This window comes from Microbacterium sp. DMC48 (assembly GCF_056313825.1).
Genome location: NZ_JBQUZN010000003.1, coordinates 157,048 through 173,065 on the forward strand (window position 1 = coordinate 157,048; position 16,018 = coordinate 173,065).

General features: G+C 68.8%; 17 protein-coding genes. 2 read left to right on the top strand and 15 right to left on the bottom strand.

What is annotated here, in order from left to right; genetic code table 11:
- Positions 1-2: 2 nt before the first annotated feature.
- Genes ACT53O_RS00780 through prmC form a run of 10 tightly spaced genes read right to left on the bottom strand, consistent with a single transcriptional unit; the run spans position 3 to position 8,496 of the window.
- On the bottom strand, positions 3-917 hold the full coding sequence (locus ACT53O_RS00780; protein WP_036317403.1) for a F0F1 ATP synthase subunit gamma: 915 nt from the start codon (positions 915-917) through the stop codon (positions 3-5).
- 29 nt (positions 918-946) lie between these two features.
- Positions 947-2,587, bottom strand: a complete 1,641-nt coding sequence (atpA, locus tag ACT53O_RS00785) for a F0F1 ATP synthase subunit alpha (protein WP_039414518.1) — start codon at positions 2,585-2,587, stop codon at positions 947-949.
- A 15-nt stretch (positions 2,588-2,602) separates the two neighbouring features.
- Positions 2,603-3,391: a F0F1 ATP synthase subunit delta gene (locus ACT53O_RS00790; RefSeq protein ID WP_036317401.1), complete on the bottom strand. Its 789-nt coding sequence runs from the start codon at positions 3,389-3,391 to the stop codon at positions 2,603-2,605.
- Positions 3,391-3,927, bottom strand: a complete 537-nt coding sequence (locus ACT53O_RS00795; RefSeq protein WP_476150957.1) for a F0F1 ATP synthase subunit B — start codon at positions 3,925-3,927, stop codon at positions 3,391-3,393. Before ACT53O_RS00795 ends, ACT53O_RS00790 begins: the two co-directional genes overlap by 1 nt.
- A 29-nt stretch (positions 3,928-3,956) precedes the next feature.
- Complete coding sequence (gene atpE, locus ACT53O_RS00800) at positions 3,957-4,190, bottom strand: ATP synthase F0 subunit C (RefSeq protein ID WP_005048632.1); 234 nt, start codon at positions 4,188-4,190, stop codon at positions 3,957-3,959.
- Between the two features lie 49 nt (positions 4,191-4,239).
- Positions 4,240-5,109 carry a F0F1 ATP synthase subunit A gene (atpB, locus tag ACT53O_RS00805; RefSeq protein WP_112932667.1) on the bottom strand — a complete coding sequence of 290 codons (870 nt, stop codon included), beginning with the start codon at positions 5,107-5,109 and terminating at the stop codon, positions 4,240-4,242.
- A gap of 45 nt (positions 5,110-5,154) precedes the next feature.
- Complete coding sequence (locus ACT53O_RS00810) at positions 5,155-5,691, bottom strand: Cg1360 family ATP-synthase-associated protein (RefSeq protein ID WP_112932666.1); 537 nt, start codon at positions 5,689-5,691, stop codon at positions 5,155-5,157.
- A complete protein-coding gene (locus tag ACT53O_RS00815; protein ID WP_476150959.1) occupies positions 5,688-6,869 on the bottom strand; it encodes an MraY family glycosyltransferase in 1,182 nt (393 codons plus the stop codon). Before ACT53O_RS00815 ends, ACT53O_RS00810 begins: the two co-directional genes overlap by 4 nt.
- Positions 6,866-7,561, bottom strand: a complete 696-nt coding sequence (locus tag ACT53O_RS00820; RefSeq protein ID WP_112932664.1) for an L-threonylcarbamoyladenylate synthase — start codon at positions 7,559-7,561, stop codon at positions 6,866-6,868. Before ACT53O_RS00820 ends, ACT53O_RS00815 begins: the two co-directional genes overlap by 4 nt.
- Before the next feature lie 53 nt (positions 7,562-7,614).
- The gene (prmC, locus tag ACT53O_RS00825) at positions 7,615-8,496 is read right to left on the bottom strand and encodes a peptide chain release factor N(5)-glutamine methyltransferase (RefSeq protein WP_476150961.1); all 882 of its coding nucleotides are present in this window, start codon (positions 8,494-8,496) and stop codon (positions 7,615-7,617) included.
- A gap of 178 nt (positions 8,497-8,674) precedes the next feature.
- On the opposite strand from prmC, the gene cysK reads away from it, so the two are divergent.
- Positions 8,675-9,613 (top strand): cysteine synthase A, encoded by a 939-nt coding sequence (cysK, locus tag ACT53O_RS00830; RefSeq protein WP_476150963.1) that lies wholly within the window; start codon positions 8,675-8,677, stop codon positions 9,611-9,613.
- Between the two features lie 8 nt (positions 9,614-9,621).
- Positions 9,622-10,227: a serine O-acetyltransferase EpsC gene (gene epsC, locus ACT53O_RS00835; RefSeq protein WP_036285880.1), complete on the top strand. Its 606-nt coding sequence runs from the start codon at positions 9,622-9,624 to the stop codon at positions 10,225-10,227.
- A gap of 18 nt (positions 10,228-10,245) precedes the next feature.
- On the opposite strand, the gene ACT53O_RS00840 is transcribed toward epsC, so the two are convergent.
- The 5 genes from ACT53O_RS00840 to thrC all read right to left on the bottom strand — a co-directional run bounded on the left by ACT53O_RS00840 (position 10,246) and on the right by thrC (position 16,016).
- Positions 10,246-10,650 carry a hypothetical protein gene (locus ACT53O_RS00840; protein ID WP_476150965.1) on the bottom strand — a complete coding sequence of 135 codons (405 nt, stop codon included), beginning with the start codon at positions 10,648-10,650 and terminating at the stop codon, positions 10,246-10,248.
- Positions 10,651-10,695: 45 nt separating this feature from the next.
- Entirely contained in the window at positions 10,696-11,772 is a 1,077-nt protein-coding gene (gene prfA / locus ACT53O_RS00845; protein WP_112932662.1) for a peptide chain release factor 1, read from the bottom strand.
- Positions 11,773-11,783: 11 nt separating this feature from the next.
- The gene (gene rho / locus ACT53O_RS00850; protein WP_476150967.1) at positions 11,784-13,838 is read right to left on the bottom strand and encodes a transcription termination factor Rho; all 2,055 of its coding nucleotides are present in this window, start codon (positions 13,836-13,838) and stop codon (positions 11,784-11,786) included.
- A gap of 166 nt (positions 13,839-14,004) precedes the next feature.
- A complete protein-coding gene (gene thrB / locus ACT53O_RS00855) occupies positions 14,005-14,949 on the bottom strand; it encodes a homoserine kinase (protein WP_476150969.1) in 945 nt (314 codons plus the stop codon).
- Positions 14,946-16,016 carry a threonine synthase gene (gene thrC, locus ACT53O_RS00860; protein WP_135948701.1) on the bottom strand — a complete coding sequence of 357 codons (1,071 nt, stop codon included), beginning with the start codon at positions 16,014-16,016 and terminating at the stop codon, positions 14,946-14,948. The genes thrB and thrC overlap by 4 nt, the downstream gene beginning before the upstream one ends.
- Positions 16,017-16,018: the final 2 nt, after the last annotated feature.

Here is a 16,018-nt window from a genome sequence, read left to right on the forward strand (position 1 = left end):
CGTTACTTGCCGGACGCCAGCGCGTCGGCGCCGCCGACGATCTCGGCGATCTGCTGAGTGATCTCGGCCTGACGCGCGTTGTTGCGCAGGCGGGTGTAGTCGGTGATGAGCTTGTCGGCGTTGTCGCTGGCGCTCTTCATCGCCTTCTGGGTCGCAGCGTGCTTGGCGGCCGACGACTGCAGAAGCGCGTTGAACACGCGGCTCTGCACGTACACCGGCAGCAGCGCATCGAGCACGACCTCGGGGCTGGGCTCGAACTCGTACAGCGGATAGACCTGACTGCTCGCTCCGGCGGACTCGACGACCTCGTCGGCCTCGACGACTTCCAGGGGCAGCAGACGCACGGTCTGCGGCTCCTGCGTCATCATGCTGACGAAGCGGTTGAACACGAGGTGGATCTCGTCGACGCCGCCCTGCTCCTGGCCGCCGCGGTCGTAGGCGTCCAGAAGGGCGCCGGCGATCTGCTCCGCCGTGTTGAAGTGCGGCGTGTCGGTGTCACCCACCCACTCCCCTGCCGATGCCATCCGACGGAACTGGAAGTAGCCCACTGCCTTGCGCCCGACGAGGAAGTACTCGACCTCCTTGCCCTGCGAACGCAGCAGCTCGCCGAGCTGCAGCCCCTCGCGCAGGATCTGCGAGTTGAACGCGCCCGCCAGGCCCCGGTCCGAGGCGAAGATGACGACCGCCGACCGGCGGATCGTCTCGCGCTCGGTCGTCAGCGGGTGCTGCACGTTCGAATGCGTCGCCACGGCGGAGACGGCTCGCGTCACGGCCCGCGCGAAGGGCGAGGATGCGCGCACGCGCGCCATCGCCTTCTGGATGCGCGAAGCCGCGATGAGTTCCATCGCCTTCGTGATCTTCTTGGTCGTCTGAGCAGAAGCGATCTTCTGCTTGTAGACCCTGAGTTGTGCTCCCATGAGTTCTCGGTCTCAGATTGCGCCCGGCCTCAGCCGCGACGACCCTTGACGATCTGCTCCTGGTTCACGTCCTCCTCGTGCGCGGCGGCGACCTCTTCGTGACCCGGCTTGTTGATCGCCTGGCCCTTGCCGCCCTGGAACTCCAGGATGAACTCGTCGGTGACCTTGGTGAGCTCTGCGACGGTGGCGTCGTCGAGCACGTTGGTGTCACGCAGCGTGTCCAGGATGGTCGTGTTGCGCTTGAGGTAGTCGAGAAGGTCGCGCTCGAAACGGAGCACATCCTCGACCGCGATCGTGTCGAGCTTGCCGTTGGTGCCGGCCCAGATCGACACGACCTGCTCCTCGACGGGGTACGGGTCGTACTGGGGCTGCTTGAGCAGCTCAGTCAGACGGGCACCACGCTCGAGCTGGCGGCGCGAGGCCGCGTCCAGGTCGGAGGCGAACATCGCGAAGGCCTCGAGCGAGCGGTACTGGGCCAGCTCGAGCTTGAGCGTTCCGGAGACCTTCTTGATCGACTTCACCTGGGCGTCACCGCCGACGCGAGAGACCGAGATACCCACGTCGACCGCGGGGCGCTGGTTGGCGTTGAACAGGTCGGACTGCAGGAAGATCTGGCCGTCCGTGATGGAGATCACGTTGGTCGGGATGTACGCCGAGACGTCGTTGGCCTTGGTCTCGATGATGGGCAGACCCGTCATCGATCCCGCGCCCAGCTCGTCGCTCAGCTTGGCGCAACGCTCCAGCAGACGCGAGTGGAGGTAGAAGACGTCACCGGGGTACGCCTCGCGGCCCGGCGGGCGGCGCAGCAGCAGCGACACGGCACGGTAGGCCTCGGCCTGCTTCGACAGGTCGTCGAAGATGATCAGGACGTGCTTGCCGCCGTACATCCAGTGCTGACCGATGGCCGAGCCGGTGTACGGAGCGAGGTACTTGAAGCCGGCCGGGTCGGATGCAGGGGCCGCGACGATCGTCGTGTACTCCATCGCGCCGGCATCCTCGAGCGCTCCCTTGACGGAGGCGATCGTCGAGCCCTTCTGACCGATCGCGACGTAGATGCAGCGCACCTGCTTGTTGACGTCGCCCGACTCCCAGTTGGCCTTCTGGTTGATGATCGTGTCGATCGCGATCGCGGTCTTGCCGGTCTGGCGGTCGCCGATGATCAGCTGACGCTGGCCACGTCCGACGGGGATCATCGCGTCGATGGCCTTGATGCCGGTCTGCATGGGCTCGTGCACGCTCTTACGCTGCATGACGCCGGGGGCCTGCAGCTCGAGGGCACGGCGGCCCTCGGTCGCGATCTCGCCGAGGCCGTCGATGGGGTTGCCCAGCGGGTCGACGACGCGCCCGAGGTAGCCATCGCCGACGGCGACGGAGAGAACCTCGCCGGTGCGGGTGACCTTCTGGCCTGCCTCGATGCCGGAGAACTCGCCGAGGACGACGACACCGATCTCGTTCTCGTCCAGGTTCAGCGCCAGACCCTCGACGCCGTTCTCGAATCGCACGAGCTCATTGGCCATGACGCCGGGAAGACCCTCGACGTGAGCGATGCCGTCGGCGGCGTCGACGACCGTGCCGACCTCGGTGGCGGCGGCGCCGGTGGGCTCGTAAGCGGCGACGAAGTCTTTCAGCGCGTCACGGATGACGTCGGGGCTGATGGTCAGATCTGCCATGGTGTTCCTTCTGTTCTAGCCAGCGAGGCGCTGGCGCAAGTCGTTGATTCGAGAGGAGACGGTGCCGTCGATGACGTCGTCACCGATCTCCACGCGCATACCGCCGAGCACCTCGGGATCGACGACCACGTTGACCGTGACGTCGGCGCCGTATCGGGTGCTGAGCGCGCCCGCGAGGCGCTCCTGCTGCGCGGCATCCAGCGGGCCCGCCACCCGCACGGTCGCGACCTTCTTGCCACGCTGATCGGCGACCAGCTGCAGCGCGCGGTTCAGAAGGAAGCGCACGCGGCGCTCCCGGGGCTGCTGCACGAGCTGGGACGCGATGAGCACCGTCGCCTCACCCGCGCGTCCGCCGAGGAGCTTCTCGATGAGCTCGCCCTTCGCAGCGGCATCGCCCAGGCGGCTGCCGAGCGCGAGCTCGAGCTCCGGGTTCGCCGCAACCAGGCGGGCGATCTGGAACAGCTCGCCCTCGACGTCGGTCGCGGGTGAGCCGATCGCAGCGGCGCGGATCGCGAGTTCCTCGATGCCGGAGATCAGATCCGTCGTGGACGACCAGCGCTGCGAGACGGCCGAGGTCAGCAGCTGGACCGCGACGGGGCTGTACCCGGCGAAGACGACCTTGGCGACCTGTGCCCGCGCCTCTGCGGGCGCACCCCACGAGGAGAGCGCGCCGCTCAGCTGCGCCGAGTCGGCGATCTCGCGCGCGGCCGAGAACAGCTCGCGAGCGACCGCGAGGTCCCCCACGTTCGCCGTCGTCAGCTCCGCCGTGGTCGTCGCCAGTGCCTGAGTGGTCGCGCTGCCCATTACTTCGCCTTCTCGAGGTCGGCGAGGAAGCGGTCCACGACGCCCTTCGCCTTGGCGTCGTCGGTCAGCGACTCGCCGATGACCCCGCCGGCCAGGTCGAGCGCCAGGGTGCCGACCTCGCTGCGCAGCGACACGAGCGCCGACTGGCGCTCCGCCTCGATCTGCGTGTGCGCGGTGGCGGTGAGGCGCGCGGCCTCGGCGGATGCCGTCTCTTTGGCCTCGGCGACGATCTTCTTGCCGTCCTCGCGGGCGGCGTCACGGATCTCGCCGGCCTCCTTGCGAGCCTCGGCGAGCTGCGCCGTGTACTCCTCAAGAGCGGCTTCGGCCTTTCGCTGGGCCTCGTCGGCCTTCGCGATGTTGCCTTCGATGGCGGCGGCGCGCTGATCCAGCAGCACCTTCATCTTGGGGAGGGCGACCTTCCACACAACGATGAGGATGACGATGAAGCAGACACCCGACCAGATGATGTCGTACCAGGCGGGGATGAGCGGGTTGAGACCCGACTCTTCCGCGGCGTACGCGACAAGATTGCGCATCCTGTCTCCTTAAGAACTGGTGCGGGCGATCAGACGAAGATGAAGCCGGCGGCGATGCCGATGAAGGCGAGCGCCTCGGTGAAGGCGATACCGATCCACATCAGGACCTGCAGGCGACCGGCCAGCTCGGGCTGACGGGCGACGCCCTCGATCGTCTTGCCGACGACGATGCCCACGCCGATGGCGGGGCCGATGGCGGCGAGGCCGTAGCCCATCGTCGCGACGTTGCCCTTGAGCTCGGCGAGAACCGTAATTGCGTCCACGGGGTGTTTCCTTTCGGGGTTGGGTGGGAGAGGCGGAAGCCGCTCCCGCTCAGTGCTCTTCTGCGACCGCGAGCTGGATGTAGACCGCGGTGAGGATGGTGAAGACGTACGCCTGGAGGAAGGCCACCAGGATCTCGAACAGCGTGAAGGCGAGACCGAAGGCGAGCGAACCCGCCGCCAGAGCCGACCACCAGCCACCGAGGGTGATGAGGAAGAACTGCGTCGCTGAGAAGAACAGGACGAGCATCAGGTGTCCGACGATCATGTTCATCAGCAGTCGCAGCGTCAGGGTGACGGGTCGGATGATGAACGTCGAGAGGAACTCGAGCGGCGTGACGATGATGTACAGGAACGGGGGCACGCCCGAGGGGAACAGTGCGTTCTTGAAGAAGTTCTTCGGGCTCTTCTTGATCCCGGCGTAGATGAACGTGACGTAGCTGATGACCGCCAGCATGAGCGGGACGGCGATGATGCTCGTACCCGCCAGGTTCATGAACGGGATGATTCCTGTGATGTTGAAGAACAGGATCATGAAGAACATGGTCGTCAGGATCGGCAGGAATCGCTGGCCGTCCTTCTTGCCCAGCAGGTCTTCGGCGATGTTGACCCGCACGAAGTCGAGGCCCATCTCCGCGATGCTCTGGAACCGACCCGGAACCACGCGCATGCGGCGAGTGCCGAGCCACAGGAAGAGCACGAGACCGATCGTCGCGATGAACTGGATGAGGTGGATCCGCGTGACCGGGACACCCAGGACGCTGAAAAGGACGTCCGGGAAGAACTCATCGATGGACGGGCCGTGGAAGCCGCCGTCTTCGGCGGTCTTGGCGATCAGTGTCGCAGCTTGGGTAAACAGCGCTGGCTCCAGCTTCGGGGCACCGGAGTGATCCGGTGCGACGATGGTCGGTGTGAGCGTCACTGCGCACGCGTTTCGCGGAGCGCGAACGGGCGCAGAGACAGCCTATCAGCCCCGCGGGGCATTATCGTCCGCGTGCGACGTACCGCTCGCGGCATCCCCCTCCTCCGGCGGTGCCGGCTGACGCGCCTCGTCGGCGATATCCGCAAGGGTGGGCAGCGTCACGTCGCTGACGGCGGGGATGCGCATCCGGGTCATGACGACCGCGTCGATGACGAGGGAAGCGACCACACTGACCACCAGCGCCACGAAGAAGACTCCGGGGTTGAGCCACGGCTGTCCCCTCAGCAGGAACAGCACGACCAGGAAGACGACGAACTTCAGGAGCCAGCCGCCCATGACGGCGCCGAAGAAGATCGGCACGTAGAGCGCGTCGCCGTACCACCGGTTCGCGATCAGTATGGTCCCCGCGGTGAAGCCGAGGAACACGGCGGCGAGGACGATGGCGATGATCGCACTCCACAGCCCGGAGGCGCCGGCGACGGCGAATCCGATGATCGCGCCGGCCACCGCGAGCGCGGCCGTGGCCGCGGCCGACCACAGCAGTGTGGTGCGCAGGACGGGGGTGCTGGAGAGGGAGGTCATGGATTCCTCGGGGTCGGATCGGACAACGTGGCGGCACCGGTCGGTGACGCGAGCGGACGCACGGACGGCTGCAGGGTGACGACGAGGCAGGCCGCGACGCCGATGAGGACGAAGACCACGCCGACCGTGTAATCGCCCGGCCACCCCTGGGTCGTGCCGATGTACATGAGCAGCACGCCCACCGAGACGACCGCGGTCCACGCGTAGAAGATGAGCACCGCATCACGATCGCTGTGTCCCATATCGAGCATGCGGTGGTGCAGGTGCTTGCGGTCGGGCGAGAACGGCGACTTGCCGCGAGCCATGCGACGCACGATCGCCATCCCGAAGTCGAGCAGCGGCAGGAGGACCACCACGACCGGCAGCAGGATCGGGATGAACGCGCCGAGCAGCTGCGAACGCCCGAACACGTCGTTGTCGCCCAGCAGCGCCGGCGGCAGGTTGCCCGTGAACACGATCGCCGACGACGCCATGAGAAGGCCGAGCAGCAGCGCTCCGGAGTCGCCCATGAACAGCTTCGACGGATTCCAGTTGAGGGGAAGGAACCCGATGCACACGCCGATCAGCGCGACGGCGATGAACGATGCCAGGCTCGAGTAACTCGACGCGCCGGTATCGCGGGCGACGAGATACGAGTAGACGAAGAAGACGGCGTTGGAGATGAGCGCGACGCCGGCGACGAGACCGTCGAGGCCGTCGATGAAGTTGACCGCGTTCATCACGATGACGATCGCCACGACCGACATCGCGAAGCTGGCGAAGCTCGACACGACGAACTGCTGGCCGAACGGGATGAAGAAGATCTGGATGCCGCCGAAGCCGACGACGATGCCGGCGGCCAGGAACTGCGCCCCGAGCTTGATCATCCAGTCCAGGTCGAAGAGGTCATCGGCGACGCCCACGACGACGATCAGTGCGGAGGCGCCCAGCAGCGACCAGATCACGGCGGGATCGGCCCAGAAGATGGAGAAGTACGGGATCTGCGACGACAGCGCGAAGGCGACGAGCACGCCGAGGAACATCGCGACGCCGCCGACGCGCGGCTTGGGTGTGGTGTGCACGTCGCGCTCGCGGATCTCGGGATAGAGCTTGAAGCGCATGCCGATCCGCCACACCGCCCACGTGAAGGCGAGCGTCGCCGCGCCCGTCAGCAGGACGGTGAGCAGATAGAACCTCATGACGCGGAGGCGTCGTCGAGCGGTTCGGGATCGGGTTCGAGCAGGTCACCGAGCACCTCGCGCAGGCGCGCGCGCGACACGGCGCCCTCACGCAGGACCCGGACGGGACGATCGCCGGCGCCGACCAGTCCGGTCGCGTCCACGATCGTCGAAGCGACGCCGTGCGTGGAGGGGCCGCCGTCCAGATACACCGCGACACTGTCACGCAGCATGTTGTAGGCGTTGTGCGCGTCGACGGCCGCGGCCTTGCCCGTGAGGTTGGCGCTGGAGACCGCGAGCGGCCCGCAGTCCTCCAACAGCTCGAGCGCGATGCGATCGGCGGGCATGCGCACCGCGACGGTGCCGTGCGTGTCTCCCAGATCCCACGACAGCGAGGGCTGCGACGGCAGCACGATCGTCAGCCCGCCGGGCCAGAATTCCTCGACGAGGCGTTCGACCGGGGCCGGGACCTCTGCGACGAGCGCGCGCATGGTCGACAGACCGGCGACGAGCACCGGCGGTGGCGACTGCCTCCCGCGGCCCTTCGCGGCCAGGAGCGCGGCGACCGCGCTCGCACTGAAGGCGTCTGCGGCGATGCCGTAGACCGTGTCGGTCGGCATCACGATGAGCTCGCCGCGACCGATGGCCTGGCGCGCCTTGCGCAGCCCGGGAAGCAGCTGCTCGGCGTCGCGTGCGTCGAAGAACTCAGACATATCCCCACCAGTCTACGTTTCGAGCGGCTCGACGCGCTCAGCGACGGGAGCGGTCAGGGACGGATGGCCGTCGTCGCGCGGTCGCGGAGGGTGAGGTCGGGATGTGTGGCGCAGGCCCGCCACCCGGCCGCATCCAGGAGCGCACGGATGGGCGCTCCCTGCCACTCGCCATGCTCGATCACGAGCGTTCCGCCGGAACGCAGCAGGCGCAGACCGACCTCGGAGAGCACTCGGACGACGTCCAGGCCGTCCGCTCCGCCGTAGAGGGCGCTCGGAGGGTCCCAGTGTCGTACCTCCGGGTCACGCGGGATGGCGGCATCGGGAACGTAGGGCGGATTGGACACCAGCACCGCGACCGTGCCGTCGAGTTCGCGGAAGGCGTCGGCGAGGTCGATGAACGCGAGTCGCGCCTGGGGGGCGTGGGCCGCGAAGTTCTCCTTCGCCCAGACATACGCGTCGACGGCGTTCTCTGCGGCGTGCACGCGCGCGTGCGGAACCTCGGTCGCCATTGCCAGGGCGATCGCCCCGGATCCCGTCCCGAGGTCGACGGCGATGGGCGCGGCATCCGGCACGGCACGCAACGCGTCGATCGCGAGTTGGGCGACCGTCTCCGTCTCGGGACGCGGGACGAACACCCCGTGCCCGACGCGCAGTTCCAGATGGCGGAACGGTGCGACGCCGATGAGGTGCTGGAGAGGCTCCCTCGTCGCACGGCGGCGGATGAGCTCGTCGAACGCCGCGGTATCGTCCGGCGCCCGATCGCCGCGCAGAGCGGCGGCGAGCAGTTCACCCCGCGTAAGGGAGAGCACATGGGCGGCGAGCAGCTCGGCATCGACGTCGGGCGTGGGGACGCCCGCGGCGGCGAGGGTCGCCGATGCGGCGCGCAGCAGCGCGGACAGGTCGGCAGGCGGGCCGGAGACAGGCGGAGAGGTCATCAGCTTCTCCACCCTAGCCGCGAGCGCTCGGACCCGCCGCGGGAGCCCCGCACCCACCGTGAAGATTCGTCACATTCGACTCGGGAATACAGGCGACGCTTAGGCTGGTTCGACACGCTGACGAGGGCGCGCACGAACGCGCGACCCGGCGACACCCGCCCCGCACGAAAGGCAAGCCATGTCCGGCATCCACTCCGACATCACGAGCGCATTCGGCAACACCCCACTGGTGCGCCTGAACCGCATCAGCGAGGGCCTGCCCGGCACGGTGCTCGCCAAGCTCGAGTTCTACAACCCCGCGTCCTCCGTGAAGGACCGTCTGGGCATCGCCATCGTCGATGCGGCCGAAGCCTCCGGTGCACTGCAGCCCGGCGGCACGATCGTCGAGGGCACGAGCGGCAACACCGGCATCGCACTGGCGATGGTCGGCGCCGCACGCGGCTACAAGGTCATCCTCACGATGCCGGCATCGATGTCGGTCGAGCGCCGCATGCTCCTGAAGGCATACGGAGCGGAGCTCGTGCTCACCGAGCCCGCACTCGGGATGAAGGGCGCGGTCGCGAAGGCCGAGGAGATCGCCGCCGCCACGCCGGGCGCGGTCCTGGCCAAGCAGTTCGCGAACGAGGCGAACCCCGCCATCCACCGCAAGACGACGGCGGAGGAGATCCTCGGCGACACCGACGGGGAGATCGGCTACTTCGTCGCCGGCATCGGCACCGGCGGAACCATCACGGGTGTCGGCCAGGTCCTCAAGGAGCGCGTGCCCGAGGCGAAGGTCATCGCCGTCGAGCCCGCCGACTCCCCGCTGTTGACCAAGGGAACCCCCGGACCCCACAAGATCCAGGGCATCGGTCCCAACTTCATTCCGGAGATCCTCGACCAGGGCGTGATCGACGAGGTCGTGGATGTCGAGTTCGACGACGCCATCCGCGTGGCACGAGAGGTGGCGACCACCGAGGGGATCCTGGTCGGCATCTCGTCGGGCGCCGCCATCTGGGCAGCCCTGCAGATCGCCGCGCGTCCGGAGGCCGAGGGCAAGAACATCGTCGTGATCATCCCCTCCTTCGGCGAGCGCTACCTCTCCACCGCGCTCTACGAGCACCTGCGCGAGGACTGATCCCAAGCGTGAGTGGCACCTCTACCGATACCGCTGCGCCGCGGCTCGGGGCCTTCGCACGCGTCCGTGAAGACATCGCGGCCGCGAAGCTGAGAGACCCCGCAGCCCGCGGCGCAGCGGAGATCGCGGTTCTGTACTCCGGTCTGCACGCCATCTGGATCTACCGCGTCGCGCACGCGCTGTGGCGTCGCGGGTGGCGCTTCGCCGCGCGGGCTCTCTCCCAGGCGGCGCGGTGGGTGACGGGAGTGGAGATCCACCCCGGCGCGACGATCGGCCGCCGCTTCTTCATCGATCACGGCATGGGCGTGGTGATCGGTGAGACCGCCGAGATCGGCGACGACGTGATGCTCTACCACGGCGTGACGCTGGGCGGACGTACACGCGACGCCGGTAAGCGGCACCCCACCCTCGGTGACGGCGTCGCGGTCGGCGCGGGAGCGAAGATCCTCGGCCCGATCACGATCGGCGCCGGCTCGGTCGTCGGCGCCAATGCCGTCGTCACTCGCGATGCTCCCGCGGATTCCGTGCTGGTCGGCGTCCCCGCCACGGCTCGCTCCCGCCGCGCGGGGGAAGAGACGCGCGCGCTGCTGACGACGCCCGAGTACTTCATCTGAGACGCCGGACCCGGCGCCTCAGCTCTCGCGTCGGTCCTGGACCTTCTTCTTCAGCAGCACAGCCGGCAGCAGGAACGCCGCGATCGCGGTGACGACCCAGACGATCATCGGCGCGACGATCCAGGTCCACCACGGGAGGCCGATGGTGAGTCCGGCGCCGGGGATGAGCGCTGTGACCACCAGCGCGACGAAGGTCGAGACGATCCCGATGCCTCCGAGGAAGGCGGGAGCGTTTCGCTGCGCCACCCGGGCCAACCACGGCGCGAGGACGCTCTGCAGCACGGCGAAGATGACGATCGCGAGAATGAACCCCACCGGGCTGCGCCAATCGATGGTGAAGCCCGGCAGCACGATGTCGGCGACGATGAGGCCGACCGCAGCGGAGGCGAGAAAGACGACGGCTCGCAGCAGGAACGTGATCATGACGCGAGCGTAGCGCCCCTGCGAGCCTCGATCCGTCCGCGGGGGTCAGTCGGCGCCCAGCGCCGCGAGTCGCGCCTCTTCGTCGGCGGCGATCGCCGACTCGATGAGCGGGCCGAGCGCCCCGTCCATCACCTGATCGAGGTTGTAGGCCTTGTAGCCCGTGCGGTGGTCCGCGATGCGGTTCTCGGGGAAGTTGTACGTGCGGATGCGCTCCGAACGGTCCATCCCCCGGATCTGAGAACGACGGGCATCGGATGCCGCGGCATCCCGCTCCTCCTGCTGCTTGGCGAGCAGGCGGGCGCGGAGCACGCGCATGCCGGCCTCGCGGTTCTGCAGCTGGCTCTTCTCGTTCTGCATCGACACGACGATGCCGGTGGGCAGGTGGGTGATGCGCACCGCGGAGTCGGTCGTATTGACCGACTGGCCGCCGGGACCGGAGGAGCGGAACACGTCGATCTTCAGGTCGTTGGGATCGATCTGCACCTCTTCGGGCTCGTCGACCTCGGGAAAGACGAGCACGCCCGTCGTCGAGGTGTGGATCCGGCCCTGCGACTCGGTGGCGGGCACACGCTGCACGCGGTGCACCCCTCCCTCGTACTTCAAGTGCGCCCAGACACCCTGCGCCGGGTCGCTGGAGGAACCCTTGATCGCGACCTGGACGTCTTTGTAGCCCCCGAGGTCGGACTCGTTGCGCTCCAGCAGCTCGGTCTTCCAGCCCATGGATGCCGCGTACTGCAGATACATCCGCAGCAGATCGGCCGCGAACAGCGCCGACTCGGCTCCGCCCTCCCCCGCCTTGACCTCGAGGATGACATCGCGCGCATCGTCCGGATCGCGCGGGATGAGCAGGCGCCGCAGCTTCTCCTGCGCTGCAGCGACCCGCTCTTCGAGCGCCGGAACCTCCTCGGCGAAGGCGTCGTCCTCACGGGCGAGCTCACGCGCCGCCGCGAGGTCGTCGTCCGCCGCTCGCCACGCATCGTGGGCAGCGACGATCCGGGACAGCTCGGCGTAGCGACGATTGACGCGCTTGGCGCGCGCAGCATCGGCGTGCACCGCGGGGTCGGAGAGCTCCTCCTGAACCGCGCGGTGCTCGTCGATCAGCGCCTGGACGGACTCGAACACGGCGAGCCCGCTCAGCGGATGCTGTTCTCGTGCCCGTGGCTGTGGCCGCCGCCGGCCGTGGACACCGACTTCATCTGCACGTTCTGCATCTGGTAGAGGAACTCGACGTTGGAGCTCGTCTCCTTGAGCTTGCCGAGCACCACCTCGAGGGCCTGCTGCGGGTCGAGGCCGGCGAGGGCGCGACGCAGCTTCCAGGTGATCTTGACCTCGTCCGGGTTCAGCAGCATCTCTTCGCGGCGGGTCGAGGACGCGTTGACGTCGACGGCCGGGAAGATCCGCTTGTCGGCCAGCTGGCGCGACAGGCGCAGCTCGCTGTTGCCGGTGCCCTTGAACTCCTCGAAGATGACCTCGTCCATCTTGGAGCCGGTCTCCACGAGCGCGGTGGCGAGAATGGTCAGCGACCCGCCGTTCTCGATGTTGCGGGCCGCGCCGAAGAACCGCTTGGGCGGGTAGAGCGCCGACGCGTCCACGCCGCCGCTGAGCACGCGACCGCTGGTGGGCGCGGAGATGTTGTACGCGCGCCCCAGTCGCGTGATCGAGTCGAGCAGCACGACGACGTCGCGGCCGAGCTCGACGAGTCGCTTCGCGCGCTCGATGGCCAGCTCCGCGACCGTGGTGTGATCTTCGGCGGGACGGTCGAAGGTCGAGGCGATGACTTCGCCCTTGACCGTCCGCTGCATGTCGGTGACCTCTTCGGGACGCTCGTCCACGAGCACGACCATGAGGTGGACCTCGGGGTTGTTCGTCGCGATCGCGTTCGCGATCTGCTGCAGCACGATCGTCTTGCCGGCCTTGGGGGGCGCGACGATCAGGCCGCGCTGGCCCTTGCCGATGGGGGCGACCAGGTCGATGATGCGCTGCGTGAGCTTCTCGGGCGCCGTCTCCAGGCGCAGGCGCTCCTGCGGGTACAGCGGCGTGAGCTTGCCGAACTCGACACGCTCGGCGGCGTCGTCGACCGACAGCCCGTTGATGGCATCGACCTTCACGAGCGCGTTGTACTTCTGGCGGCTGGACTGCTCGCCCTCGCGCGGCTGCTTGATGGCGCCGACGACGGCGTCGCCCTTGCGCAGGTTGTACTTCTTGACCTGGCCGAGCGAGACGTAGACGTCGCTCGCACCCGGCAGGTAGCCGGTCGTGCGCACGAAGGCGTAGTTGTCGAGGACGTCGAGGATGCCGGCGATCGGGATGAGGACGTCGTCCTCGCCGATCTCGGTCTCGAACTCGTCGCCGTTCTGCGCCGGGCCCCGACGCTTGTTGCGCTGGCGGCCGCGGCCCTGGGACTGCTCGTCGTCGCTGTCGGCGCTCTCGTCGGAGGCGGCGGCGGGCGACGCATTGCCCTGAGCGTTCTGCGCGCCCTGGCCGTTCTCACCGCGCTGCCCGCGGTTGCGGCTGCGGCTGCGGCTGCGCGAGCGGCTGCGGCTGGGGGTTTCGGTCTCCGACGCGCCCTCCGCGGTGGCCGACGCGTCGGCGGCGGCGCCCTCGGTCTCGGCCGTCTCGGCGGTGTCTGCGGTCTCCGCCACGGCGGCGCTCGTGTCGCTCTCGGCGCTCTCGGCGCTCTCGGGCGCGGTCTCGGCGGCCGGCGCCTCGTCGGCGGTCGTCGGCGTCGCGGCGACGGGTTCTGCGGTCGAGCCCTCGGTCACGTCGGCAGCAGCCTCGTCCGCGGCCGGCTCGGCCGGCGGGACATCGGTGCTCTTCGCGCGGCGCGGCGCACGCTTGCGGGGAGCCTTCGCGGGCTTCTCCTCGGCGACAGCCGGTGCCTCCGCAGCGACGGGCTCGGCCTCAGGGGCGGTGGGCTCGGCGGTGGGCTCGACCTCCGCGGCAGCCGGCTCGACCGCCGCAGGCTCCGCCGCGGCCTCAGACTCCGCCGCGGCCTCGGGCTCCGCCGCGGCGGGTGCCTCGGCATCCGAAGGCACCTCCACGTCGGGCGCCTCGGTCTGGACGGCCTCGGCAGCCGACTCCTCTGCGGCAGCGGTGGTCTCGTCGGCGGTGGTCTCCTCGGCGCCGGCGGACTGCGCGCCCTCGACGTTCTCGGTGTTCTCAGTCTGGATCTCGGAGAGGGACTCCACGAGTTCTCCTTCGTAGGCATGTGGACGGATACCGTCCGCATCGCGCCGTCCACGACAGGCGCTACCGCTCTCGTGCGCGCATGCACGTCTTAGCTCAGACGCGCGATGGTGCAACGTGAGGGTTATGCGGTGGTTCGCAGAATTGCGACGGAGGCCAGATTCACGGTCACGCCGTGGCACCCTCCGTATGGTTCCTCACTGTACCACCCTTGACGTCGACGGCGAGCATGCGCGGCTCCCACGGGGTTTCCGTCACGGATGCCGCGACCTCCGCCGCCTCCAGACGCTGACCCGGGCCGTCCGCGAGCACGAGCACGCTGGGCCCTGCGCCGGAGACGACGGCGGCGAAGCCGCGTGCCCGCAGCGCGCGGACGAGCTGATCGGTCGCCGGCATCGCCTGCGCGCGGTACGACTGGTGCAGCTTGTCCTCGGTGGCAGCCATCAGCAGCTCCGGGCTCTGCGTGAGGGCTGCGATCAGCAGCGCAGAGCGAGAGACGTTGAACACGGCATCCTCACGAGGCACCTGAAGAGGTGCGAGACCTCGGGCGACGGCGGTCGACATCGTGAAATCGGGAACGAACACGAGCGGCGAGACGCCGCGGTGCACGAGGAGCTTCTTGTGTTGCGGACCGTTCTCGTCCATCCACGCGATCGTCAGTCCGCCGAACAGCGCGGGAGCGACGTTGTCGGGATGTCCTTCGAGCTCGGTCGCGAGGCGCAGCAGCGCATCGGGGCCGATCTCGACCTCGCCGGCGAGCAGGCCCTTCGCCGCGAGCAGACCCGCGACGACGGCGGCACCCGACGATCCCATGCCCCGCCCGTGCGGAATCGTGTTGTGCGCCTCCAGACGGATGCCGGGCATCTCGCGCCCGACGGCCTCGAAGGCGTAGGCCATCGAGCGCACGACCAGGTGCGAAGCATCGGTCGGGACATCGGCCGCCCCCTCGCCCGACACGAGAATCTCCAGTCCACGCTCCGGCAGAGCGGTGACGGTGAGTTCGTCATACGAGCTCAGAGCGAGGCCCAGAGTGTCGAACCCGGGACCGAGGTTGGCACTCGTGGCGGGTACACGGACCGCGACGGAGCGTTCCACGGAAGCGAGGGTGGTCATGCCAGGTCGAGGACGGACGCGACCTCACTGGTGGTCGCATCGACCACCGTGGGCTCGACCTCGGTGCCATCGGCGTTGCGCAGGGCCCACTGGGGGTCCTTCAGACCGTGTCCGGTGACCGTGATGACGACCGTGGCGCCCGCGGGGATGACGCCCGCGGCGGCACGGTCGAGCAGGCCCGCAACACCGATGGCCGACGCCGGCTCCACGAAGACGCCGGCCGTGCTGGCGAGCAGCTTCTGGGCCGCGAGGATGCGCGCGTCGTCGATCGCGCCGAACCAGCCCTGCGTCGCGTCGCGGGCTTCGAGGGCGAGTTCCCACGACGCCGGGTTGCCGATACGGATGGCCGAGGCGATCGTCTCGGGGTTGCGGACGACCTCGCCGCGCACGAGCGGCGCCGAACCTTCTGCCTGGAAGCCGAACATCCGCGGCACCTTGGTCGCGACGCCGCGTGCGGCCTCTTCGCGGTATCCGCGCGAGTACGCCGTGTAGTTGCCGGCGTTGCCCACCGGGATGAGGTGGAAGTCGGGCGCGTCGCCGAGCTGAGAGACGACCTCGTAGGCGGCCGTCTTCTGCCCCTCGATGCGGTCGGGGTTGACCGAGTTGACGAGGTGGACGGGGTAGTTGTCCGCCAGCTCTCGCGCGATCTCCAGGCAGTCGTCGAAGTTGCCGCGCACCTGGATCAGCCGGCCGCCGTGGACGACCGCCTGGCTGAGCTTGCCCATCGCGATCTTGCCCTCCGGCACGAGCACCGCTGCCGTGATGCCCGCGTGCGCCGCGTAGGCGGCAGCGGATGCCGAGGTGTTGCCGGTCGACGCGCAGATGACGGCCTTCGCGCCGTGCTCGACGGCGCGAGAGAGGGCCACCGTCATGCCGCGGTCTTTGAAGGAGCCCGTCGGGTTCATGCCCTCGAACTTGATGAAGACGTTCGCGCCGGTCTGCTGCGACAGCGCCGCCGCCGGAATGAGCGGTGTACCGCCCTCGCCGAGCGTCACGACCGTCGAGGTCTCGGTGACTCCGAGTCGATCGGCGTACTCGCGCAGGACTCCCTGCCAGACGTGTGCCATCT